Source organism: Microbacterium sp. A20 (assembly GCF_004794515.1).
Lineage (GTDB): Bacteria > Actinomycetota > Actinomycetes > Actinomycetales > Microbacteriaceae > Microbacterium.
Genome location: NZ_SSDF01000067.1, coordinates 23,773 through 43,653 on the forward strand (window position 1 = coordinate 23,773; position 19,881 = coordinate 43,653).

Sequence of the window (19,881 nt, forward strand, 5' to 3'; positions counted from 1 at the left end):
AGTCTACCGGGGGCGCGCGGCTCCCTTTCGCGGCTCAGCGCTGCGCCTCAGGCCCGTCGCCCTGCAGCACGATGAGGGAGGTGTTCGTCTCCCCGCCGTGCTGTCGGGGATCCGGCACAGCCGGTCCCGCCTTCGGCGAGCGCTTCGCCCGACGCTGCAGGCGGTAGGCGACGTAGGAGAGGAGCAGACACACGGCCACGTACATCGATCCGCCGATGATGGCGGCGGGGATCAGCGGGGAGCCGTACGGCGCCTGGTTGCCGATCTGGTTGATGACGTAGAGCAGCTCCTGATAGGTGATGATGAACCCGAGCGCGGTGTCCTTCAGGGCGACGACGAGCTGCGCGATGATCACGGGCATCATGGCCCGCACGGCCTGCGGGATCAGGATGAAGTACATCACCCCGGTCTTGCGCAGTCCGATCGCATACCCGGCTTCCGCCTGCCCGCGAGGCAGCGACTCGATGCCGGCGCGCAAGACCTCGGCGAGCACCGAGCCGTTGTAGACGATGAGCGCGATGACGACCGCCCAGTACGGCGGCATCTTCACACCGAGCACGGGCAGGCCGTAGTACAGCAGCATCATGAGGATGAGCACGGGCACCGCTCGCAGGACCTCGATGATCCAGCGCACGGGCTCACGCACCCAGGCGTGCTCCGAGAGACGACCGATGCCGAGCACGAAGCCGAGGATGATCGAACCGACCCCCGCGGCGCCGAAGGCGGCCAGCGTGGCCAGCAGACCTTCGCCGAAACGGACCCAGACGGCGGAGAACGTGAAGATGTTCCACTTCTCGGCGGTGAACTGTCCGGTGGCGAACAGCCGCCATACGACCCAGCCGAGCACGGCAAGGACGACGACGACCGTCGCGACTCCGATGAGACGGTTGCGGGCGACGGCACGGGGGCCGGGGACGTCGAACAGGACGGAACTCATCGCGCGATCCTCCACTTGTTCTCGAGCGTGCGCTGCACCCATGCGAGCAGCAGCACCAGCACCACGAAGATGACCATGACCCACAGCAGGACGACGAGGGCGTTCTCGCCGCGCTCGCTCAGTGCGGCGCGGATGGTGCCGAGGTTGACGACCGAGAATCCGGCCGCCACCGTGGTGTTCTTCATGAGGGCGATGAGGACGCTCATCATCGGCGGGACCACCGAGCGCGTGGCCTGCGGCAGGATGACGTAGCGCATGACCTGACCGAAGTTGAGGCCGATCGCCCGCGCCGCCTCGGCCTGCCCGACCGGCACCGTGTTGATACCGGCCCGCAACGCCTCGGCGACGTAGGTCGCGGTGTAGAGACCGAGCGCGATGACGGCGAGCAGCAGGGCGTTCACCCGCTCGCCCAGGAGGATCGGCAGGCAGAACGCGAAGAAGAACATCACGAGGGTGAGCGGGGTATTGCGGATCCAGTTCACGTAGACGCCGCCGACCGCCCGGGCGATCGGCACCGGGGACACCCGTGCCGCCCCGACGATCAATCCCAGCACCAGGGCGATGAGACCGCCGCCCAGGAACAGCACGATCGTTCCCCACAGTGCTTCACCCCAGAGATCGAGGTGGTCGCTGATGACTCCCACGGCTGCTCCTGTCGATTCGTGTTCTCGCGACGATCCTGCTGATGGATGGGGCGGCCGATGGTGTCGGCCGCCCCATGCGATCAACCGATCGGGTCGACCTCGGGCTGCTCGGCTTCGACGCCGGAGGCGCCGAGGTTGTTGTCGAAGATCTGCTGCCAGATGTCGCCACCGTCGGTCAGCTGCGTGTTGAAGTACTCGGCCAGCGCGTCATCACCCTTGGCGAGGCCGATGCCGTAGCGCTCCTCGCTGAACGGCTCGCCGACGACCTTCAGCTTGTCCGGGTCCTGTGCCGCGTAGCCGATGAGGATCGCCTCGTCGGTCGTGACGGCATCCACCTGCCCGTTCTTGAGGTCCTCGACGCACTTCGAGTACGTGTCGTACTCCTTCGTGGGAACGTCCGGGTAGTTGGTGTTGATGTTCTGGATCGGCGTCGAGCCGGTCACAGAGCACACCGTCGTCGAGTCGCTCAGGTCGTCCACGCTCTCGATGTCGCTGTCGGCACCGACGAGGAGACCCTGTCCGGTCAGGAAGTACGGCCCGGCGAAGGCGATCTGCTCCTTGCGCTTGTCCGTGATCGAGTAGGTGCCGACGTAGTAGTCGATGTCGCCGTTCACGATCGCCTGCTCGCGGTTCGCCGAGGCGATCGCCGTGAATTCGATCTTCTCCGGGTCGACCCCGAGGGAAGCAGCCATCCAGCGGGCGATGTCGACGTCGAAGCCGGTGCGGTCACCCGTCACCGGGTCGAGGTATCCGAGACCCGGCTGATCTTCCTTGACGCCGACCTTGATGGTGCCGGAGGACGAGATCCGATCGAACGTCGGGCTCCCGTCGATGCTGACATCCTCGAGGACGGTCCAGGGCGTGCTGGAGGTCTCCTCCTCGCCGCCGTCTTCCGGGGCTCCCGAGCTCGACGGCGTGCCGCTGTTGCAGGCCGTGAGCGCGAGCAGTGCCACCGCTGCGATTCCGATGCCTGCCAGTGTCCGTGTGCGTCGCATGTGCGTCTCCTTCGTGTGCTGTGTGTGCAGGGTCTGTGTGGTCGGGTGCGTCAGTGCGTCAGGAGCTTCGACAGGAAGTCCTTGGCACGGTCGCTCTTCGGGTTCGTGAAGAACTCCTCGGGAGTCGCCTCCTCCACGATTCGCCCGTCGGCCATGAAGACCACTCGGTCGGCGGCCTTGCGGGCGAAGCCCATCTCGTGCGTGACGACGATCATGGTCATGCCCTCGTGGGCCAGCTCGACCATCACGTCGAGGACCTCGTTGATCATCTCGGGGTCGAGCGCGCTGGTCGGCTCATCGAAGAGCATGACCTTCGGCTGCATCGCGAGCGCCCGGGCGATCGCCACACGCTGCTGTTGGCCGCCGGAGAGCTGCGCGGGGAGCTTCGATGCCTGCTGGGCGACGCCGACGCGCTTGAGCAGCATCATCGCGTCGGCCTCGGCATCCGCCTTCTTGAGGCCACGGACCTTGATCGGTCCCAGGGTCACGTTCTCGAGGATCGTGAGGTGGGCGAACAGGTTGAACGACTGGAAAACCATGCCGACATCCGCACGGAGGTGGGCGAGGCCCTTGCCCTCGGCGGGCAGCTCCTTGCCGTCGATGCGGATGGTGCCGCTGGTGATCGTCTCGAGTCGGTTGATCGTGCGACACAGGGTCGACTTGCCGGAGCCGGACGGGCCGATCACGACGACGACCTCTCCCGAGTTGACCGTGAGGTCGATGTCGGCGAGAGCTTGGAAATCTCCGTAGTGCTTCTGGACGTTCTCGACCACGACGAGGGGTGTATCAGAGGTCATCATTTCTCCAAACTAGCCACGTCGGACGCGGGTCTCCAGGCGCCTCGGTGAGATTTACACGTTCGTAATCACCTGATCGCGGTACCAATGCTGCTCTGCACGGGTACCCCACGGCCCGCCCCCACGGGCCGCGGGATCGTCCTGCGGCCTCGCCCCCCAGCGACAGCGGAGCTGCAGGATCCGATCGCTCGCGATCGACCTCACATTGGCAGAGCCACGGGCCCGGTGTCAGACTTCTTGAGGATTTCTTGAGAAGTCAGCCGCGCAGGTCGCGGTAATAGTCGACCGCACCCGGATGCAACGGGACGGGTCCCGTGAAGATCGCCGATCGGCGGTCCAGCAGAGCGGCGGCAGGAACCTCCCCCGCGATCCGCAGACGGGCATCGAAGAGTCCGGTCAGAATGTCACGCACGATCCCGCGCGGGGTCGACGACGCGGTGACGAGGTAGTTCGGGACGGCCATCGTCGGCGCCGAGGCCGCGATGCCGTAGGTGCCGGCCGGGACATCGGCGGGACGATACGCATCCGAGTAGCGGTCGTTCACCTCGTTCACCCAGTCCTGCTCGATCGGGAGCAGGCGCACGGCTGTCGTCTGCGAGAGGGCGGCGATTCCCGGCGTCGGCAGCCCACCCACCCAGAAGAACCCGTCGATCTCCCCGCGCTCCATCGCCGCGATCGACTCGCCGAGGTCGAGCTGAGGATCCTGAAGAGATCCGACGTCGACGCCCGCGGCATCCAGAACCCGTGCGGAGATCACGTTCACTCCCGAGTTCTCCGCGCCGAGGGAGACCGTCCGCCCCGCAAGATCCGGGAGGCTCGTCACATCGGAGTCGCCGCGCACCACGACCTGCACGTACTCGTCGTAGAGACGCGCCAGAGCCCGCACTTCGAGGGGCGCGTCGAAGGCACCGGTTCCCGCCACGGCATCAGCTGCTGCGTCACCCTGCGCGAACCCGATCAGGGCTTCGCCGGAGTCCACGCGCAGCAGGTTGTCCACGGATCCGGCCGTCTCCTGCCCGACGACACGGATATCCAGGTCCGCAGAGAGCTCGTCGGCGAGATGGCTGCCGTACTCGTAGTAGACGCCCGTGGAACCGCCGGCCGCGATCGCATACTCCGCGTCGGTCCACTCGCTCGCACGCTGACTGCAGGCGACGAGCGTCCCGAGGAGCACGAGCGAGAGGATTCCCGCCACCATCCGTCGCACCGCGGCCATCATGGGGTCGTCCTGTCGGGAAGCAGCAGCACGACCTCGAGCCCGCCGCCCTCGGCCGCAGCCACCGTCAGCTCGCCGCCGACCGTCGCCAGCAGGTCGGTCGCGATCGCGAGCCCGAGTCCGGTGCCCGGCGTGTCCTCGCTCTCGGCGCTCCGCCAGAATCTGTCCGTCGCAGCCGCAGCCTGCTCGGCGGTCAGCCCGGGACCATGATCGCGGACCGTGATCCGGCAGACGCCTCCCTCGCGACGCGCCCCGATGTCGATGCCGGCGCCATCCGGCGAGAACTTCACGGCATTGTCGATCACGGCGTCCAGCGCGCTCTCCACGACCGTCCGGTCGGTCACGCTCATCACCGTCCGCTCACCCGTCGAGCGCAGGGCGATCCCGCGCCGTTCCGCGACGTCACGCCAGGCATCGAGTCGGCGCGCGGACAGCGTCGCGAGGTCGACCGCGGAGACCGTGGAGTCCACACGTCCGCCCCGTGCGAGGCCGAGCAGCGTCTCGAGGATCCTCGTCATCCGACGGCCTTCCTCCCTCGTCTCCTCCACATCATCGCGCCACTCCCGTCCGAGCCCGGTCGCGAGGTGCTCCACGCGCAGGAGCAGAGCGTTGAGCGGGTTGCGCAACTCATGCGAGGCGTTGAGCGCGAACTCCTGCTGGCGCGTCATGACGCGCTCGATCTGATCGGCCATGCCGTTGAAGACCCGCGCCATGCGGCGGAGTTCCGGTGGGCCGGCGTCTTCGGCGACACGCGCGTCCATCTCGCCTCGCTCGATGGCCACCATCGCCTCGTCGAGTCGTCTGACGGGAGAAAGGACCCACCGGGCGAGCCGGAAGACGAGCAGCACACCCAGGGCGATCAGCACCAGCGCGATGGCGGAGATGACCAGCAGCTGCTGCATGATCGCGGCCCGCGGGGCATCGGCATCTCCGGCGACCAGCACCGCACCGATCACGTCGCCATCGTCGAACACCGGCTCCGCCAGCGCGGCATCCGCCACTGTCCAGGGGAACACGGCCGCGGGTTGCTCGGCGCGTCGCCCCGAGAGCGCCAGCCGCACCCGTTCCGCGTCGTCCTCCGCGAGCACGGCCGAGCCGGACTCCCCCGCAGCCCACGGCGCACCTCCGAGATCGAACACCGTCACCTCGATCCCGTACACCTCCTGAAAGCGGTCGACCTCGGCGTCGATCACCGCCGAACTGCCGGAACGCAGCGACTGACGCGCGCTCGTGACGAAGTAGCCGAGGTCGCCGAGCTGTTGGGCGTAGAAGGACTGCTGCACGCTCTGTGCCGCACTCCATCCGGCTGCACCGCCCAGCGCGACCAGGATCGCCACGAGCGGTACGAGGAAGACGATGACGAGACGCCGACGCATCGCTCAGGCCCCCACGAGGCGGTAGCCGACTCCGCGCACGGTCTCGATCACACCGCGAGACCCGGTCTTCTTCCTGATCGCACCGACGTGCACCTCGAGCGAATGCCCGAAGCCCCGCCAATCCGTGTTCCACACCTCGCGGATGAGACGCTCCTTGGGGACCGCCACGCCGGGATAGCGCGCGAGCACCGCGATGATGTCGAACTCCTTGCGGGTGAGCTCGATCGGCGCACCGCCGACCAGCACCTGCCGCCCGACGAGGTCGATCTCCAGCGATCCGTCGAGGAGCCGCACGCGCGCGTCGGACTCCGGGAGCATCGGTCGCGAACGCCGGGTCACTGCCTCGATCCTGGCCAGGAGCTCGTGCACGTCGTAGGGCTTCACGACGAAGTCGTCGGCACCGGCGCGCAGTCCCTTGATGCGCTCGGCGACCTGGTTTCGCGCGGTCACGATCATGATCGGAACCTCGGAGCGGGCACGAATGCGACGACACAGATCGACGCCGTCCATATCGGGAAGGCCCAGGTCGAGGAGCACGACCTCGGTCTCGGCCCCGACGAGCTCCAGCGCCGTCGTCCCGTCGGACGCGCGGACCGTCGCATAACCGGACCTCGCGAGGAACGCTTCGAGCGCCGCAGCGACTCGGTCGTCGTCTTCGACGATCAGAATCCTCATCGACCCCGCTACCCGCTTCCTCCGTCGGTCGGCCGTCAGCCGACCGACGCCGCCCGCTGCGCGAACGCGCTCTCGTACAGGCACACGCTGGCAGCGGTGGCCAGGTTGAGAGACTCGGCCTTGCCGAAGATCGGCAGCCGCAGCACCCGGTCGGCGAGACCGAGAGCCTCGTCTTCCAGACCACGCGCCTCGTTGCCGAAGAGCCATCCGGTCGGCTCCGCGAGCACGCCCTCGGCTCGGGCCTCCAGCAGGTCGTCGCCCTTCACATCGGCGGCGAGGATGCGCAGACCCGCTGCGTGCGCGCGCTTCACGACATCGTCGAGGTCTCCCCCGACCGAGACCGGGAGGTGGAACAGCGAACCGGTCGTGGCGCGTACGACCTTCGGGTTGTAGGGGTCGACGGTCCGGCCGGTCAGCACGACGGCGTCCGCTCCGGCCGCATCGGCCGCCCGGATGATCGTGCCCAGGTTCCCGGGGTCGCGCACCTCTTCGCAGATCGCGACCAGACGCGGCGAGGCGTCGAAGATGTCGCGCACGGAGGTCGGCGTCTGCTGGACGACCGCGACCAGCCCCTGCGGAGTGACCGTGTCGGCCATCGCGTTCAACACGTATTCCGTGACGTACTCGACGTCGATCTCGGCGTCGACGGCCTTCGCACGGATGTCGGGGTGCTTCTCCCACCCGTTCGGCGTCGCGAACAGCTCGACGATCGCCTCCGGACGATACGTGAGCGCCTCACGCACCGACTGCGGGCCTTCCAGAAGGAAGAGGCCCGTCTCGGTTCGCGCACTGCGCTTGGTCAGCTTCGCGACGGCACGGACTCGGGGCGAACGGGGGTTCTCCAGCACGTTCACAGTCTAGGGTCACCGTGGGCGCCGGATACGCGAAACGGGCGCCTCCCCGAAGGAAGACGCCCGTTCAGAGCGAGATGCTTACGCAGCCGACTTCGGTGCGTTGACGTCGGAGGGCAGAGCCTTCTTCGCCGTCTCGACCAGCGTCGTGAACGTGGCAGCGTCGTTGACCGCGAGGTCGGCGAGCATGCGACGGTCGACGGTGACACCCGCGAGGCCGAGGCCCTGGATGAAGCGGTTGTACGTGATGCCGTTCTGGCGAGCCGCAGCGTTGATGCGCTGGATCCAGAGGCGACGGAAGTCACCCTTGCGCTTGCGACGGTCACGGTACGAGTAGACCAGCGAGTGGATGACCTGCTCTTTGGCCTTGCGGTAGAGGCGCGAACGCTGACCGCGGTAACCCTTTGCGCGCTCGAGGATGACCCGGCGCTTCTTGTGGGCGTTTACTGCCCGCTTGACTCTTGCCATTTTCCTGTGTTCCTATCGTGCGTCGGGCGCGTCAGCGGCCGAGAAGCTTCTTCGCGACCTTGGTGTCAGCCTTCGAGAGCACCTGGTCCTGGTTCAGACGACGGGTGCGACGGCTCGACTTGTGCTCGAGGTTGTGGCGCATCCCGGCCTGCTGCTTCTTCAGCTTTCCGCTGCCGGTGATCTTGAAGCGCTTCTTAGCACCCGAGTGGGTCTTCTGCTTCGGCATCTTCTCTTCCTTCGTATGGCGCCTTCTCAGGCGACGGTGTCAACCCGCGGTGCGGGAGTTCTGGGGGCGGATCTACTCCGCGGCAGCTGCTGCCGGTGCGTCGGCATCGCTCTTGGCGTCGCGGGAGGCCTGCTTGTTCGCTGCGCGCTGTGCGTCGCGAACCGCGTTCTGCTCCTGCTTGGCCTCGGACTTGCTCTTCAGCGGAGCAACAATCATGACCATGTTGCGTCCGTCGATGGTCGGGTTCGACTCGACCGTTCCGAGCTCGGCCACGTCTTCGGCGAACTTGCGCAGCAGACGCACACCCTGTTCAGGACGCGACTGCTCGCGACCACGGAACAGGATCATGGCCTTGACCTTGTCGCCGGCCTTGAGGAAGCCCTCGGCACGCTTCAGCTTGGTCGTGTAGTCGTGAGCCTCGATCTTCAGACGGAAGCGGACTTCCTTGAGGATCGTGTTCGCCTGGTTGCGGCGCGCTTCCTTTTCCTTCTGGGCGGCCTCGTACTTGAACTTGCCGTAGTCCATGATCTTGACGACGGGCGGCTTCGAGTTGGGGGCGACCTCGACGAGGTCGAGATCGGCTTCCTGCGCGAGGCGCAGCGCTGCCTCGATGCGGACGACGCCGATCTGCTCACCCGCGGGGCCGACGAGGCGGACCTCGGGGACGCGGATGCGCTCATTGGTACGGGGATCGCTGATGCGGAACTCCTTAGACGATGTGATTCGGCCACCGCGATGCTGTCTGCATCACGGGCGAAATCGGAATCGTCCCACCCACCGGCATTCAGACGCCGGCTCCGCACCCTGCCTGCCGGGTCCGTCTTGCGAACGGAGCCGGTGGAGTGCAAGACCCGGTAGCCTTGAACGGCAAGCGCGGGTGGGAAGTGAATCCTCTTTCGATCCGGAGCATGACGCTCCGGAGCCCGCCAAAGTCTAACAGAAAGCAAGGCGAAGTGACGAACCAGGCACCGGACGAGGCCGCACGCGAGCGCGAAGAGCGCTGGGCACGTCAGGAGGAGGCCGCATCGTCGGCCACTCGAGACATCGCCGACGTACCCGCTGTCGAGGTGATCACCACCGCGGCCGTGCACCTCATGAGCGCGGCAGCCGTCAAGCTCGGCCTCGCCGACGACCCCGACGCGGCGGCGCAGCTCGACCTCGATGAGGCCCGCAAGCTCATCAACGCCCTCGCCGGACTCATCACGGCCGGCGCACCCGAGATCAGCGACATGCACGCGCGCTCGCTGCGCGACGGACTCCGCTCCCTGCAGCTCGCCTTCCGCGAAGCCTCCTCGATCCCCGACCCCATCGGCAAGGGTCCGGGCGAGAAGTGGACCGGTCCGGTCAACTAGTTCAGAGTTAGAGGACGATCGGGTCCGCCGTGGCGGGGCCACCGCACGGCTCGGTCGAGTGCGTCCACGAGATCGACACCTCGGACTCGTGGATGAGCGTGTCCTGGGCGTCGAACAGGCGGAGGTCGATGACGTCGGGGTTCGACATGTCGAACCCGAGCACCCACGTCCCATCGTCCTGCGGCGTCACCATGAACAGATTGGTCGACGAAGTCGGCTCTGTACCCGAAGCCGGGGAGCACTCCCCCTCGACGCAGAACTGCACCGACACCACCCCCGCGACGGCGCTGGTGTCGAGCGCGACAGCATTCGTCCATCCGATCGCCGGACAGGCACCGAAGGTCACGCACCCCGTCGCGGTCGTCAGCGCGCCGCCGAGAAGCACGACGATCGCGATGGCACGCATCACACCACGGAGCATGCCCCGATGGTAGCGAACGCGTTCAGACGCTGCGGCGGAGCTTCACGGTGAGGGAGTCCGCGAGCACGGCGATGCGGTCGTCCGACGCCCAGCGCTGAGCCAGACGCGAGAGCACGGAATCGAGCACCTCGCGCTCCAGACCGTCGACGAGTTCCAGGACCACGATCAGCTCCGGTCCACGCAGCCGTGCGTCGGGGTCTCCGGACGCCACCGCCACATCGATCACGGCCAGTTCGTGGGCCACGCTCTCCTGGAGCGCGGTGTAGACCTCGGTGGAGAGGAAGCTCGGCTCCCAGGCATGCTCCTGAGCGATCGCCCAGACGGCGGGGCGCCGGATCACGAACTCCGTGTCGGAGGTCGGGTCGAGCACGATCAGGTCGGTGTCTTCGGCCGATGCCGCCAGCGCCGCCCGGAGCGCCTCCACGGGAATGGGGCGTGCGGTGGGATCCCACTTCTGCATGGCCTGGACGGACGAGAACACCGGCTGCACCCGCCGCCCGTCGGGAGCCGCGACCGTGACGATAGACAGCTCCTGCGTCTTGTCGACGGCGAGACCGTTGGGCGCGACGCCCTCCTCGCCCTTCTCGGCGATGAGCGGGATCAGCACGCGGGCAGCCCGGAATGCGTCGACGACTTCGACCTGGCTGCCCTCGCCCGCACGGAAACGCTGCAGTGCGGCGAGCAGCGCCGGGTCGGCCGATCCGTCGTCCGACGCATGCGGGTTCGACTCGAAGCTGCGTCCCTCCCAGGGAACGCCGGCCGAGTCGCCCTGATCGCGCGACTCGGGCCCGCAGGCGTGCGCGTCAGTCTCCTGCGACATCCAGTGCCTCAGCCAGCGTGAACGCGCCGGCGTACAGGGCCTTGCCGACGATCGCACCCTCGACGCCCAGGGGCACGAGGTCACGGAGCGCGGCGATGTCGTCGAGGTTGGAGATTCCGCCGGACGCGACGACCGGCTTCGGCGTGCGCGAGGTCACTTCGCGGAGGAGCTCGAGGTTCGGGCCGCGGAGCGTGCCGTCCTTGGTCACGTCGGTGACCACGTAGCGGCTGCACCCGGCATCCTCCAGGCGGTCGAGGACCTCCCAGAGGTCTCCACCCTCCTTGGTCCAGCCGCGTGCCGCGAGGGTCGTCCCGCGCACGTCGAGGCCCACCGCGATCGCTTCGCCGTAGCGACCGATCACATCGGCGGCCCACTCGGGGTTCTCCAGAGCGGCCGTGCCGAGGTTGATGCGGGTGGCGCCGCTCTCGAGCGCGGCCTCGAGGGTCGCGTCGTCGCGGATGCCGCCGGAGAGCTCGATGTTGACGCCCTTGAACTGCTTGATCACCTTGCGCAGGATCGGCGCGTTGCTCCCGCGACCGAAGGCGGCGTCGAGGTCGACGAGGTGGATCCACTTCGCGCCCTGCGCTGCCCACTCCCCCGCGGCGTCGAGCGGGTCGCCGTAGCTCGTCTCGGTTCCGGCCTCCCCCTGGGTGAGGCGGACGGCCTTGCCCCCGGCGACGTCGACCGCGGGAAGGAGCGTGAGCGAGGGAGACTGCGCGAAGTCGTTCATGGGGTCCTTGGCTAGGGAAGGTCTGCAGCCCGGAACGGGCACGAGAGTCGAGGGTAGTCCGCCGGACGGCGGGTGACAAAACGGATGACGTCCACGGTGGGGGTCAGAGGCTCCCGACCCAGTTGCGCAGCAACTGGATGCCCGCTTCGCCCGACTTCTCCGGGTGGAACTGGGTCGCCGAGAGCGGGCCGTTCTCGACCGCCGCGAGGAAGGGATCGCCGTAGGTCGTCCAGGTCAGCACGGGCTCGGGGAACGGCGGGATGACGTCGAGCTCCCAGGACTGCGCAGCATAGGAGTGCACGAAGTAGAACCGCTCCCGCTCCAGGCCGCGGAAGAGAACACTGTCGGCGCCGGGCTCGACGGTGTTCCAGCCCATGTGCGGCAGGACGGGTGCGTTGAGCTCGGTGACAGCTCCTGGCCACTCGCCGAGGCCCGCGGTGTCGTGCCCGCGCTCGACGCCGTGCTCGAAGAGCACCTGCATGCCGACGCAGATCCCGAGCACCGGTCGCCCGCCGGCCAGACGGCGGTCGATGATCTCGTCGCCGCCGTGTGCGTGCAGCGCGTCACGAACCGCCTGGAACGCACCGACCCCCGGCACCAGGAGGCCATCGGCCTCGAGTGCGACCTTGCGATCGCGCGTCAGCACGGCATCCGCGCCGGCCGCGGCCAGCGCCTTGACCGCCGAGTGGACGTTGCCGGACTCGTAGTCGAAGACGGCGACGCGGGGTGAAGTGCTCACAGTGCGCCCTTGGTGGACGGAATGCCGTCGACCAGCGGGTCGAGCGTCTTACCCTGCCGGAAGGCTCGTGCGAACGCCTTGTACTCCGCCTCGGCGATGTGGTGCGGGTCGCGGCCGCCGAGCACGCGCACGTGCACGGTCAGCGCAGCGTTGAAGGTGATCGCCTCGAACGAGTGCCGCACCAGCGAGCCGGTGAAGTGCCCGCCGATCAGGTGGTGCTCGAAACCTGCGGGCTCCCCGGTGTGCACGAGGTACGGACGCCCCGAGATGTCCACGACCGCCTGCGCGAGGGCCTCATCGAGCGGGACGAGGGCATCGCCGTAGCGGGAGATGCCGGACTTGTCTCCCAGAGCTTCGAGGATCGCCTGCCCGAGCACGATCGACACGTCCTCCACGGTGTGGTGTGCGTCGATGTTCGTGTCGCCGGACGCGCGCACGGTCAGGTCGGTCAGCGAGTGCTTCGCGAAGGCGGTGAGCATGTGGTCGAAGAACGGCACCGAGGTGTCGATGCGGCTCGCGCCGGTGCCGTCGAGGTTCAGCTCGAGTTCGACGGTGGACTCCGACGTGCTGCGCACGCGGCTCGCGGTGCGCGGGGTCGGTGACGGGGTGCTCATGATGCCGATCCTATCGAGGCCAGGGCATCGAGGAACGCGGTGGTCTCGGCCTCGGTGCCCGCGCTGACCCTGAGGTGACCCGGGATCCCGACGTCACGCACGAGCACACCGCGATCGTAGAGCTGCTGCCACGTCGCCCGCGGGTCGGCGACGCCGCCGAAGAGGACGAAGTTCGACCAGGATTCGTGGGGTGCGTAGCCGAGGGCCTCGAGGGTCGCGGTGATGCGATCGCGTTGTTCGACGATCTCCTCGACCATGCCGAGCATCACGTCGGAATTGCGCAGCGCGGCGACGGCCGCAGCCTGCGTGAGCGTGCTCAGGTGATACGGCAAGCGGACCAATCGCAGCGCATCGATGAACGTCGGGTCCGCCGCCAGATACCCGACTCGGGCCCCTGCGAAGGCGAAGGCCTTGCTCATGGTGCGGGAGACCGCCAGGCGCGGGCGCCCGTCGAGCAGCGTCAGCGCGGAAGGCGCGTCGTGCGGTGCGAACTCCTGGTAGGCCTCGTCGACGATCACGATGCCCCGCGCCGCTTCGTACACGGCTTCGACGACGTCCAGGCCGAGCGGAGTTCCCGTCGGGTTGTTCGGCGAACAGAGGATGATCACGTCGGGGTCGGCGGCGCGCACCTGCTCGACAGCTTCCTCCGGCGTGATCGTGTAGTCGGGCTGCCTCGTCCCGGCGATCCAGCGCGCGCCCGTGCCCTGTGCGATGAGTGGGTACATCGAGTACGTCGGCGCGAAGCCGAAGGCCGTGCGCCCGGGGCCACCGAAGGCCTGCAGGATGTGCTGGAGCACCTCGTTCGAGCCGTTGCCCGCCCAGATCTGCTCCGCGGAGAGCCCGTGCCCCAGGTACTCCGCGAACGCCTCGCGCAACGTGGTGAACTCCCGATCCGGATACCGATTCACGTCACGGATCGCCAGGGCGATGTCGTCGAGGATGTCGCTCGCGACCGCTTCCGGGATGGGATGCGTGTTCTCGTTCACGTTGAGGGCGATCGGGAGCGGCGCCTGCGGAGCGCCGTAGGGCGTCAGTCCGCGAAGATCGTCACGTAGCGGGAGATCGTTGAGTGAGAGGGTCACCCTTCCCATGTTAAGCGGCGCGCGGAGTCGATGACGCAAAGTTGCCGCAGCGCCGCCGCGACGGGATCAGTTGGCGTACTGGGCCGGGATGGCGAGCGTCTGGCCGATCTGGAGCTCGCCGCCACGCAGCAGATTCATCCGGCTGATCGCACCGATGACGTCGCGCGGGTCGGCGTCGGGGGCGACCCCGGTGGCGATCGACCAGAGAGTGTCGCCGGGCATGACGGTCACGGTCTCGACGCTGACGGCCGCCGTGTCTGCACCCGAGGCGATCGCGCTTCCGCCGCTGAGTGCGGCGAAGGCGATGCCGATCGCGAGCGGCACGGAGGCGACCACCAGCAGCACGGCGCGGCCACGCGTCGTCAGTCGGAGTCGCGTCGAAGGACGGGTCGACGCCGGGATGACTGCTGCGGTGCTGAAGCCGATGCTGCTCATGTGGTGCTCCTTAGCCTGTCCCGGAGCAGTGAGGCTGCCGGGGAAGTTGGCGTAGCGTTCGCATTCCCGTCTCGGCCGGGAGCCGTGAATGCGAAGCTACGTACCGAAGATATCTTCGAGTTCGAACATCTGTCAAGTTGTCTTCGAAACCGGATGCACGATTCTGCCGACACGCTCGAACAGATCTTCCAGATCGGGCCGTTTCTCGGATACGGTTTCGATGAGAACACCACACCACGGGCCTCCGACATTCGAAGAGCGACGTCGGAACACCGCACTTAAGGAGCACCATGAGCGAGAACTCGGCCCCCGAGTCGGAGGCACCGCGGACGCGCCGCCGCAAGAGCCTGAGCCCCAAGCAGATGGCGATCCTCGAGGTCATCCAGAACTCCATCGCCCACCACGGCTACCCGCCGAGCATGCGCGAGATCGGCGACGCCGTCGGCCTGAAGTCCCTCTCGAGCGTGACCCACCAGCTCGGTCAGCTCGAACTGAGCGGCTACCTCCGGCGCGACCCGGGCAAGACGCGTGCGATGGAGGTCCTGATCGATCTCCCCGGCGCCAGCGGCGAGAATCCCGCCGACGTGGCGACCCCGGTCGGCGACGCGGCTCTCGTACCCCTGGTCGGTCGCATCGCCGCGGGCGTGCCGATCACCGCCGATCAGCAGGTGGAGGAGATCTTCCCCCTCCCCCGTCAACTGGTGGGCAAGGGAGACCTCTTCATGCTCAAGGTCTCGGGAGAGTCGATGATCGACGCCGCGATCTGCGACGGCGACTGGGTCGTCGTTCGCTCGCAGAACAATGCGGAGAACGGCGAGATCGTGGCCGCGATGCTCGACGGCGAGGCCACCGTCAAGGTGCTCCGCCGTCGCGACGGCCACACCTGGCTCCTCCCCCGCAACTCCTCCTTCGAGCCCATCCTCGGCGATGAGTCCGTGGTGCTCGGCAAGGTCGTGGCGGTGCTGCGCGCCGTCTGACGTCCGCCATAGGCTCGAGGCATGTCGTCCCCGTACGGTTCCTGGCCCTCACCCTTCTCCGCGGCCTCCGTCGCGGCGTCCTCCCCGCGGATCGACGGGGCGCGCTTCGTCGGCTCCGAGATCTGGTGGGGAGAATCCGTGCCCGCCGAGAAGGGGCGGGTCACGGTGCGAAGCTCTTCCGGAACCGAGGTCCTCCCGGCTCCCTGGAGCGCGCGCTCCCGGGTGCACGAGTACGGAGGCGGAGCATGGACCGCCGATGCCGCAGGCACCCTGTACTTCGTCGATGCCGGCGATCAGCGTGTGCATCGCATGGCCCCCGGGGCCGAGCCCGTTCCGCTGACACCGGCGGGACCGTCGCACGGCGGCCTCCGCGTGCAGCAAGGCCGTCTGCTCGCGGTGCGCGAAGATCTGTCGACCGCGCCGCACACCCGCGCGATCGTCGAGATCCCGATCGACGGCTCCGCGGCGGAGGACCCGTCCGGAATTCGAGTGATCGTCGAGGGCGACGGTTTCTTCGCACATCCCGCGCTCTCGCCGGACGGAACCCGCATCGCCTGGGTCGCCTGGAACCGCGGACGGATGCCGTGGGAGGCCGCGCACCTGCAGATCGCGAAGAGCGACGGCGGCGATGTGCACGAGATCCCCACTCGAGCGGCGCTGCAGCCCGAGTGGCTCAGCGACGCGGAGCTGGTGTTCGCCGATGATCCGGACGACCGCTGGGGCCTGTACCGCATCGAGCTCGACGGATTCTCACCGCTCGGCGCACCGCGCGCGCTCACCCCGAGCGACGCCGACACCGGCTACGGACTCTGGGTGCTCGGCAACCGCTGGTATCGGCCGCTCGCCGACGAGCGGATCGTCGCGGTCCGCACCAACGGGCGCGACGAGATCGTCGTGATTGCTCCGGACGGCGTCGTGAACCCGATCGATGTCCCGGCCGACGGACACGTCAGCGTCGACGACGTCGACGGTTCCCGCGTGCTGCTGTCCGGCAACGGCTCCGGGGTGACCGCCGGCCTGTGGTGCGTCGATGTGGACTCCGGCGAGACCGTCGTGGTGCGTGGAGGCGAGCCCGTGGATGCCGATTGGATGCCGCATGCCGTGCCGATCGACGTCGACGGGCGGCACGGCGTGGTGCACGCTTTCGCGTACCCGCCGGCGAACCCCGACGCGACAGCCTCCGCCGATGAACTCCCTCCGTACGTGGTGCTGGTGCACGGCGGGCCGACCGCTCACGTCACCGGTGCGGCGTCCGGAGCCAACGCGTTCTATACGAGCCGCGGCATCGGGGTGCTCGACGTCAACTACGGCGGGTCCACCGGCTATGGGCGCGCCTACCGCGAACGTCTGGACGGCCGGTGGGGGGTCGTGGACGTCGATGACGTGATCGCCGCCGCACAGGGGCTCGCGGATGCCGGGCTCGCCGATCCGTCCCGCATCGCCATCCGCGGAGGTTCGGCGGGCGGCTGGACGGTGCTGTCCGCGCTGGTACGCGGCGGAGCCTTCGCCGCGGGAATCAGCCGCTACGGCGTGGCCGACCTGCGGATGCTGGTCGCCGAGACCCACGATTTCGAGGCGTCATACATCGACGGTCTCGTGGGGCCCCTCCCCGAGTACGAGGATGTCTACGTCGAACGATCACCACTCACCCATGCGGATCGCATCGGAGTCCCCGTGCTGCTGCTGCAGGGCGGGGAGGACCGGGTGGTCCCGCCGTCGCAGTCCGAGGCGATCAGAGACGCGCTGGCCGCGCGGGGCGTCGACCACGAATACGTCCTCTACCCCGCAGAGGGGCACGGCTTCCGCAGCGCCGACACGATCATCGACGCGCTCGAGCGCGAGCTGACCTTCCTCGGCCGCGTGTTCGGGTTCGAGCCGACGCTGTGACGACCGGCCGCTACTCGCCCACGCGATTGCGCAGGCGCATGGCACGATCCGCCTCGCGGGTGTCCTGGCGCTCGCGCAGGGTCTGACGCTTGTCGTACTCGCGCTTTCCCTTGGCGAGGGCGATCTCGACCTTGGCCCGGCCGTCGGAGAAATAGAGCTTCAGCGGGATCAGGGTGTATCCGCCTGCCGAGACGGCATGCGCGATCTTGGCGATCTCCTCGCGATGCAGCAGCAGCTTGCGGATGCGCTTCGCAGAGTGGTTGGTCCAGTGGCCCTGGGAGTACTCCGGGATGTGCACGGAGTCGAGGAAGACCTCGTTGCCCTTCACGAACGCGTAGCCGTCGCTGAGGTTGGCGCGCCCCTGGCGCAGCGACTTGACCTCGGTGCCGGTGAGCACCATCCCCGCTTCGTACGACTTCTCGATCGTGTAGTCGTGACGTGCGCGACGATTGGTCGCGACGACCTTCTCTCCGCGTTCCCTGGGCATGATGCTCTCCTGTTGCCGTGATGAGCTCGATCGATCTTTCCGACCGAGCAGCCTTTCAGGATATCAGGTACGGAGCCAGCGCCTGATCGCGAAGCCGGCGGACAGCGCGGCCAGCACGATGCCGATGCCGATCAGCACCGGCACCACGAGCATCGCATCCTGCATCGTCACCCACGTCGTGATGAACGGGACCCGACCGCGCAGGTAGCCGTTCACTCCGAAGTGCATCCCGGCCACGACCGCGGCACTGGCCAGCGCCGAGCCGAGGAACGCGGCGAACACGCCTTCGAGGACGAACGGTGTCTGGATGAACCGGTTCGAGGCACCGACGAGCCGCATGATGCCGATCTCCTTGCGCCGCGCATACGCGGACAATCGGATCGTCGTACCTATCAGCAGGGTCGCCGCAATCAGCATGAGCACGGCGATGCCGACGGCGATGTACGTGGCGACGGTCAGGGCGGAGAACAGGGGTTCCAGATATTGGAGCTGATCCTTGACCTGCTCCACCCCGGCCTGGCCGCTGAATGCCTCGGTGAGCACCTGCGACTGCCCCGGGTCTTTCATCGTCACGAAGAAGACCTCGAACGCCTGGTCGGCCGTGAGGACACTCGCCTGATCCTCGCCGAGCTGATCGACGAGTTTGGCGTACGTGTCCTCCTTGGTGTCGAAGGTCAGCGAGCTGATGAGCGGCGCCAGCGCGTCCCCTTCGAGCTGCGCGCGAACTGCGGCGACCTGTTCCTCGCTCGCGGCACCGTCGATGCACGTGTCGGATTCCGAGACCGCGGAGCACATGTACACGGCGACCTGGGCACGCTCGGCCCAGTAACCCCGCATCACACCGATCTGCGACTGCATCAGGATCGCCGCACCGACGAAGGTGAGAGAGACGAAGGTGACGAGGATCACCGAGATGACCATCGAGATGTTCCGCCGAAGGCCACCCAGGGCCTCGGTCAGGATGAGTCCGATTCTCATGAGGTCGGGCCCACTTCCTCGTCGTCTTCATCCGAGAGTCCGAGTCGGTCGGCGACTCCGAGCTCGGCGACGTCGACGGTCGGGAGGGTGATCGGGTGGGTGCGAGGTCGGACGACCGCCGGCGGCTCCACCGCGGTCGGCGGCTCGACGACAGCGGGCGGTTCCACCACAGGCGGTTCGACGACATCCGCGACCGTCTCGGGCTCCGGCACGGAGGGCGACTCCGGCGGCTCGACCGTCTGAGGGGCGTCTGTAACTGCGGCCGAACCGCTTTCCGCGGCGGCGGCCTTCCGCTGCATGCTGAGCTCCTCGGCGAGAGCCGCGCGGACCGAGGAGAGGTCCGCCGTCTGGCGCTGGACCTCCTGCACCGCCGTCAGTGCCGCTGCTGCGGCCGCACCGCGCACCTGCTCCGGCACGAGACGCGGGATGTTGGACGTGTCGCCGTAGCCACCGTGCACCTCGTCTCGCACCATCTCCCCGTCGCGCAGCTCGATCACTCGGCGCTGCATCTGGTCGACGAAGCCGGCCTCGTGCGTGGCCATCAGGACGGTCGTGCCTCCGGCGTTGATACGGGCCAGAAGCTGCATGATGTCGACGGAGGTCGCGGGGTCGAGGTTGCCGGTGGGCTCGTCGGCGAGCAGAACCTGCGGACGGTTGACGAGGGCGCGAGCGATCGCGACGCGCTGCTGCTCTCCGCCGGAGAGTTCGTGCGGCATGCGCTTCTGCTTGCCGTCGAGGCCGACGAGCGCGAGCGCCTCGGGTACGGCCTGTTGGATGAAGCCGCGCGAGGAGCCGGTCACCTGCAGGGTGAAGGCGACGTTCTGGTAGACGGTCTTCGACGGCAGCAGGCGGAAGTCCTGGAACACCGAACCGATGTGGCGCCGGAAGTAGGGCACCTTGCGGTTGGCGAGCGAGCGGAGGTCCCGGCCGAGCACGGCGACACGGCCTGCCGTCGGCACGTCCTCGCGCAGGATCAGGCGAAGACAGGAGGACTTGCCGGAGCCCGAGGCGCCGACGAGGAAGACGAATTCCCCGCGTTGCACTTCGAAGTCGACACCGGAGAGGGCGGGCTTCGACGTCCCGCGGTAGCGTTTCGTGACGTTCTCGAACCGAATCATGACGCTTCGAGCCTAAGCGCGGCCCTCCGGCTCACCGCGAGCGACACCCCGCACCG

Annotated in this window: 24 protein-coding genes; 3 read left to right on the top strand and 21 right to left on the bottom strand. The window is 68.0% G+C overall.

The window, feature by feature from the left end:
* Positions 1–34 precede the first annotated feature (34 nt).
* The 11 genes from DW298_RS06710 to infC form a co-directional block, all read right to left on the bottom strand.
* The gene (locus DW298_RS06710) at positions 35–937 is read right to left on the bottom strand and encodes an amino acid ABC transporter permease (RefSeq protein ID WP_136041687.1); all 903 of its coding nucleotides are present in this window, start codon (positions 935–937) and stop codon (positions 35–37) included.
* Positions 934–1,581 (bottom strand): amino acid ABC transporter permease, encoded by a 648-nt coding sequence (locus DW298_RS06715; RefSeq protein WP_136041688.1) that lies wholly within the window; start codon positions 1,579–1,581, stop codon positions 934–936. Before DW298_RS06715 ends, DW298_RS06710 begins: the two co-directional genes overlap by 4 nt.
* Before the next feature lie 80 nt (positions 1,582–1,661).
* The gene (locus tag DW298_RS06720) at positions 1,662–2,576 is read right to left on the bottom strand and encodes a glutamate ABC transporter substrate-binding protein (protein WP_136041689.1); all 915 of its coding nucleotides are present in this window, start codon (positions 2,574–2,576) and stop codon (positions 1,662–1,664) included.
* Between the two features lie 50 nt (positions 2,577–2,626).
* On the bottom strand, positions 2,627–3,373 hold the full coding sequence (locus tag DW298_RS06725; RefSeq protein WP_136041716.1) for an amino acid ABC transporter ATP-binding protein: 747 nt from the start codon (positions 3,371–3,373) through the stop codon (positions 2,627–2,629).
* Positions 3,374–3,629: 256 nt separating this feature from the next.
* Positions 3,630–4,592, bottom strand: a complete 963-nt coding sequence (locus DW298_RS06730; protein WP_136041690.1) for a TAXI family TRAP transporter solute-binding subunit — start codon at positions 4,590–4,592, stop codon at positions 3,630–3,632.
* A complete protein-coding gene (locus DW298_RS06735; RefSeq protein ID WP_136041691.1) occupies positions 4,589–5,965 on the bottom strand; it encodes a HAMP domain-containing sensor histidine kinase in 1,377 nt (458 codons plus the stop codon). The genes DW298_RS06730 and DW298_RS06735 overlap by 4 nt, the downstream gene beginning before the upstream one ends.
* A 3-nt stretch (positions 5,966–5,968) precedes the next feature.
* Positions 5,969–6,640, bottom strand: coding sequence for a response regulator transcription factor (locus DW298_RS06740; protein ID WP_136041692.1), 672 nt, complete (start codon positions 6,638–6,640; stop codon positions 5,969–5,971).
* 35 nt (positions 6,641–6,675) lie between these two features.
* Positions 6,676–7,488: an RNA methyltransferase gene (locus DW298_RS06745; RefSeq protein ID WP_136041693.1), complete on the bottom strand. Its 813-nt coding sequence runs from the start codon at positions 7,486–7,488 to the stop codon at positions 6,676–6,678.
* Between the two features lie 84 nt (positions 7,489–7,572).
* Entirely contained in the window at positions 7,573–7,959 is a 387-nt protein-coding gene (gene rplT / locus DW298_RS06750; RefSeq protein WP_029262486.1) for a 50S ribosomal protein L20, read from the bottom strand.
* Between the two features lie 31 nt (positions 7,960–7,990).
* A complete protein-coding gene (gene rpmI, locus DW298_RS06755; RefSeq protein WP_017828564.1) occupies positions 7,991–8,185 on the bottom strand; it encodes a 50S ribosomal protein L35 in 195 nt (64 codons plus the stop codon).
* 72 nt (positions 8,186–8,257) lie between these two features.
* A complete protein-coding gene (gene infC, locus DW298_RS06760) occupies positions 8,258–8,908 on the bottom strand; it encodes a translation initiation factor IF-3 (RefSeq protein ID WP_342589071.1) in 651 nt (216 codons plus the stop codon).
* Between the two features lie 230 nt (positions 8,909–9,138).
* Here infC and DW298_RS06765 point away from each other — a divergent pair, with 230 nt between their 5' ends.
* Positions 9,139–9,537, top strand: coding sequence for a DUF1844 domain-containing protein (locus DW298_RS06765; RefSeq protein WP_116636340.1), 399 nt, complete (start codon positions 9,139–9,141; stop codon positions 9,535–9,537).
* Positions 9,538–9,544: 7 nt separating this feature from the next.
* Here DW298_RS06765 and DW298_RS06770 read toward each other — a convergent pair whose 3' ends face one another.
* The 7 genes from DW298_RS06770 to DW298_RS06800 form a co-directional block, all read right to left on the bottom strand.
* Complete coding sequence (locus DW298_RS06770; protein ID WP_136041695.1) at positions 9,545–9,958, bottom strand: hypothetical protein; 414 nt, start codon at positions 9,956–9,958, stop codon at positions 9,545–9,547.
* Between the two features lie 22 nt (positions 9,959–9,980).
* Entirely contained in the window at positions 9,981–10,778 is a 798-nt protein-coding gene (locus DW298_RS06775) for an SseB family protein (RefSeq protein WP_136041696.1), read from the bottom strand.
* A complete protein-coding gene (gene priA / locus DW298_RS06780; protein WP_136041697.1) occupies positions 10,762–11,508 on the bottom strand; it encodes a bifunctional 1-(5-phosphoribosyl)-5-((5-phosphoribosylamino)methylideneamino)imidazole-4-carboxamide isomerase/phosphoribosylanthranilate isomerase PriA in 747 nt (248 codons plus the stop codon). The genes DW298_RS06775 and priA overlap by 17 nt, the downstream gene beginning before the upstream one ends.
* A gap of 103 nt (positions 11,509–11,611) precedes the next feature.
* Positions 11,612–12,247 carry an imidazole glycerol phosphate synthase subunit HisH gene (gene hisH / locus DW298_RS06785; protein WP_136041698.1) on the bottom strand — a complete coding sequence of 212 codons (636 nt, stop codon included), beginning with the start codon at positions 12,245–12,247 and terminating at the stop codon, positions 11,612–11,614.
* A complete protein-coding gene (hisB, locus tag DW298_RS06790; RefSeq protein WP_136041699.1) occupies positions 12,244–12,861 on the bottom strand; it encodes an imidazoleglycerol-phosphate dehydratase HisB in 618 nt (205 codons plus the stop codon). The genes hisH and hisB overlap by 4 nt, the downstream gene beginning before the upstream one ends.
* Positions 12,858–13,943: a histidinol-phosphate transaminase gene (locus DW298_RS06795; protein ID WP_136041700.1), complete on the bottom strand. Its 1,086-nt coding sequence runs from the start codon at positions 13,941–13,943 to the stop codon at positions 12,858–12,860. Before DW298_RS06795 ends, hisB begins: the two co-directional genes overlap by 4 nt.
* A 66-nt stretch (positions 13,944–14,009) precedes the next feature.
* Positions 14,010–14,378: a LysM peptidoglycan-binding domain-containing protein gene (locus DW298_RS06800; protein WP_136041701.1), complete on the bottom strand. Its 369-nt coding sequence runs from the start codon at positions 14,376–14,378 to the stop codon at positions 14,010–14,012.
* 290 nt (positions 14,379–14,668) lie between these two features.
* Between DW298_RS06800 and lexA the strand changes: the two genes are divergently transcribed.
* Positions 14,669–15,355 carry a transcriptional repressor LexA gene (gene lexA / locus DW298_RS06805; RefSeq protein ID WP_029262496.1) on the top strand — a complete coding sequence of 229 codons (687 nt, stop codon included), beginning with the start codon at positions 14,669–14,671 and terminating at the stop codon, positions 15,353–15,355.
* A 21-nt stretch (positions 15,356–15,376) separates the two neighbouring features.
* Positions 15,377–17,242 carry a prolyl oligopeptidase family serine peptidase gene (locus tag DW298_RS06810; protein WP_136041702.1) on the top strand — a complete coding sequence of 622 codons (1,866 nt, stop codon included), beginning with the start codon at positions 15,377–15,379 and terminating at the stop codon, positions 17,240–17,242.
* Between the two features lie 10 nt (positions 17,243–17,252).
* Here DW298_RS06810 and smpB read toward each other — a convergent pair whose 3' ends face one another.
* The 3 genes from smpB to ftsE form a co-directional block, all read right to left on the bottom strand.
* A complete protein-coding gene (smpB, locus tag DW298_RS06815; RefSeq protein ID WP_021199784.1) occupies positions 17,253–17,729 on the bottom strand; it encodes an SsrA-binding protein SmpB in 477 nt (158 codons plus the stop codon).
* Between the two features lie 63 nt (positions 17,730–17,792).
* Positions 17,793–18,707, bottom strand: coding sequence for a permease-like cell division protein FtsX (gene ftsX / locus DW298_RS06820; protein ID WP_136041703.1), 915 nt, complete (start codon positions 18,705–18,707; stop codon positions 17,793–17,795).
* A complete protein-coding gene (gene ftsE, locus DW298_RS06825; protein WP_136041704.1) occupies positions 18,704–19,825 on the bottom strand; it encodes a cell division ATP-binding protein FtsE in 1,122 nt (373 codons plus the stop codon). The genes ftsX and ftsE overlap by 4 nt, the downstream gene beginning before the upstream one ends.
* Positions 19,826–19,881: the final 56 nt, after the last annotated feature.

Coding starts and splice junctions, on each gene's coding strand:
- DW298_RS06800 (WP_136041701.1), bottom strand. CDS start 14,378: ATGAGCAGCATCGGCTTCAGCACCGCAGCAGTCATCCCGGCGTCGACC.
- hisB (WP_136041699.1), bottom strand. CDS start 12,861: ATGAGCACCCCGTCACCGACCCCGCGCACCGCGAGCCGCGTGCGCAGC.
- ftsX (WP_136041703.1), bottom strand. CDS start 18,707: ATGAGAATCGGACTCATCCTGACCGAGGCCCTGGGTGGCCTTCGGCGG.
- DW298_RS06810 (WP_136041702.1), top strand. CDS start 15,377: ATGTCGTCCCCGTACGGTTCCTGGCCCTCACCCTTCTCCGCGGCCTCC.
- DW298_RS06730 (WP_136041690.1), bottom strand. CDS start 4,592: ATGATGGCCGCGGTGCGACGGATGGTGGCGGGAATCCTCTCGCTCGTG.
- DW298_RS06770 (WP_136041695.1), bottom strand. CDS start 9,958: ATGCTCCGTGGTGTGATGCGTGCCATCGCGATCGTCGTGCTTCTCGGC.
- DW298_RS06720 (WP_136041689.1), bottom strand. CDS start 2,576: ATGCGACGCACACGGACACTGGCAGGCATCGGAATCGCAGCGGTGGCA.
- DW298_RS06775 (WP_136041696.1), bottom strand. CDS start 10,778: ATGTCGCAGGAGACTGACGCGCACGCCTGCGGGCCCGAGTCGCGCGAT.
- DW298_RS06710 (WP_136041687.1), bottom strand. CDS start 937: ATGAGTTCCGTCCTGTTCGACGTCCCCGGCCCCCGTGCCGTCGCCCGC.
- priA (WP_136041697.1), bottom strand. CDS start 11,508: ATGAACGACTTCGCGCAGTCTCCCTCGCTCACGCTCCTTCCCGCGGTC.
- lexA (WP_029262496.1), top strand. CDS start 14,669: ATGAGCGAGAACTCGGCCCCCGAGTCGGAGGCACCGCGGACGCGCCGC.
- ftsE (WP_136041704.1), bottom strand. CDS start 19,825: ATGATTCGGTTCGAGAACGTCACGAAACGCTACCGCGGGACGTCGAAG.
- rpmI (WP_017828564.1), bottom strand. CDS start 8,185: ATGCCGAAGCAGAAGACCCACTCGGGTGCTAAGAAGCGCTTCAAGATC.
- DW298_RS06725 (WP_136041716.1), bottom strand. CDS start 3,373: ATGACCTCTGATACACCCCTCGTCGTGGTCGAGAACGTCCAGAAGCAC.
- DW298_RS06735 (WP_136041691.1), bottom strand. CDS start 5,965: ATGCGTCGGCGTCTCGTCATCGTCTTCCTCGTACCGCTCGTGGCGATC.
- rplT (WP_029262486.1), bottom strand. CDS start 7,959: ATGGCAAGAGTCAAGCGGGCAGTAAACGCCCACAAGAAGCGCCGGGTC.
- smpB (WP_021199784.1), bottom strand. CDS start 17,729: ATGCCCAGGGAACGCGGAGAGAAGGTCGTCGCGACCAATCGTCGCGCA.
- DW298_RS06740 (WP_136041692.1), bottom strand. CDS start 6,640: ATGAGGATTCTGATCGTCGAAGACGACGACCGAGTCGCTGCGGCGCTC.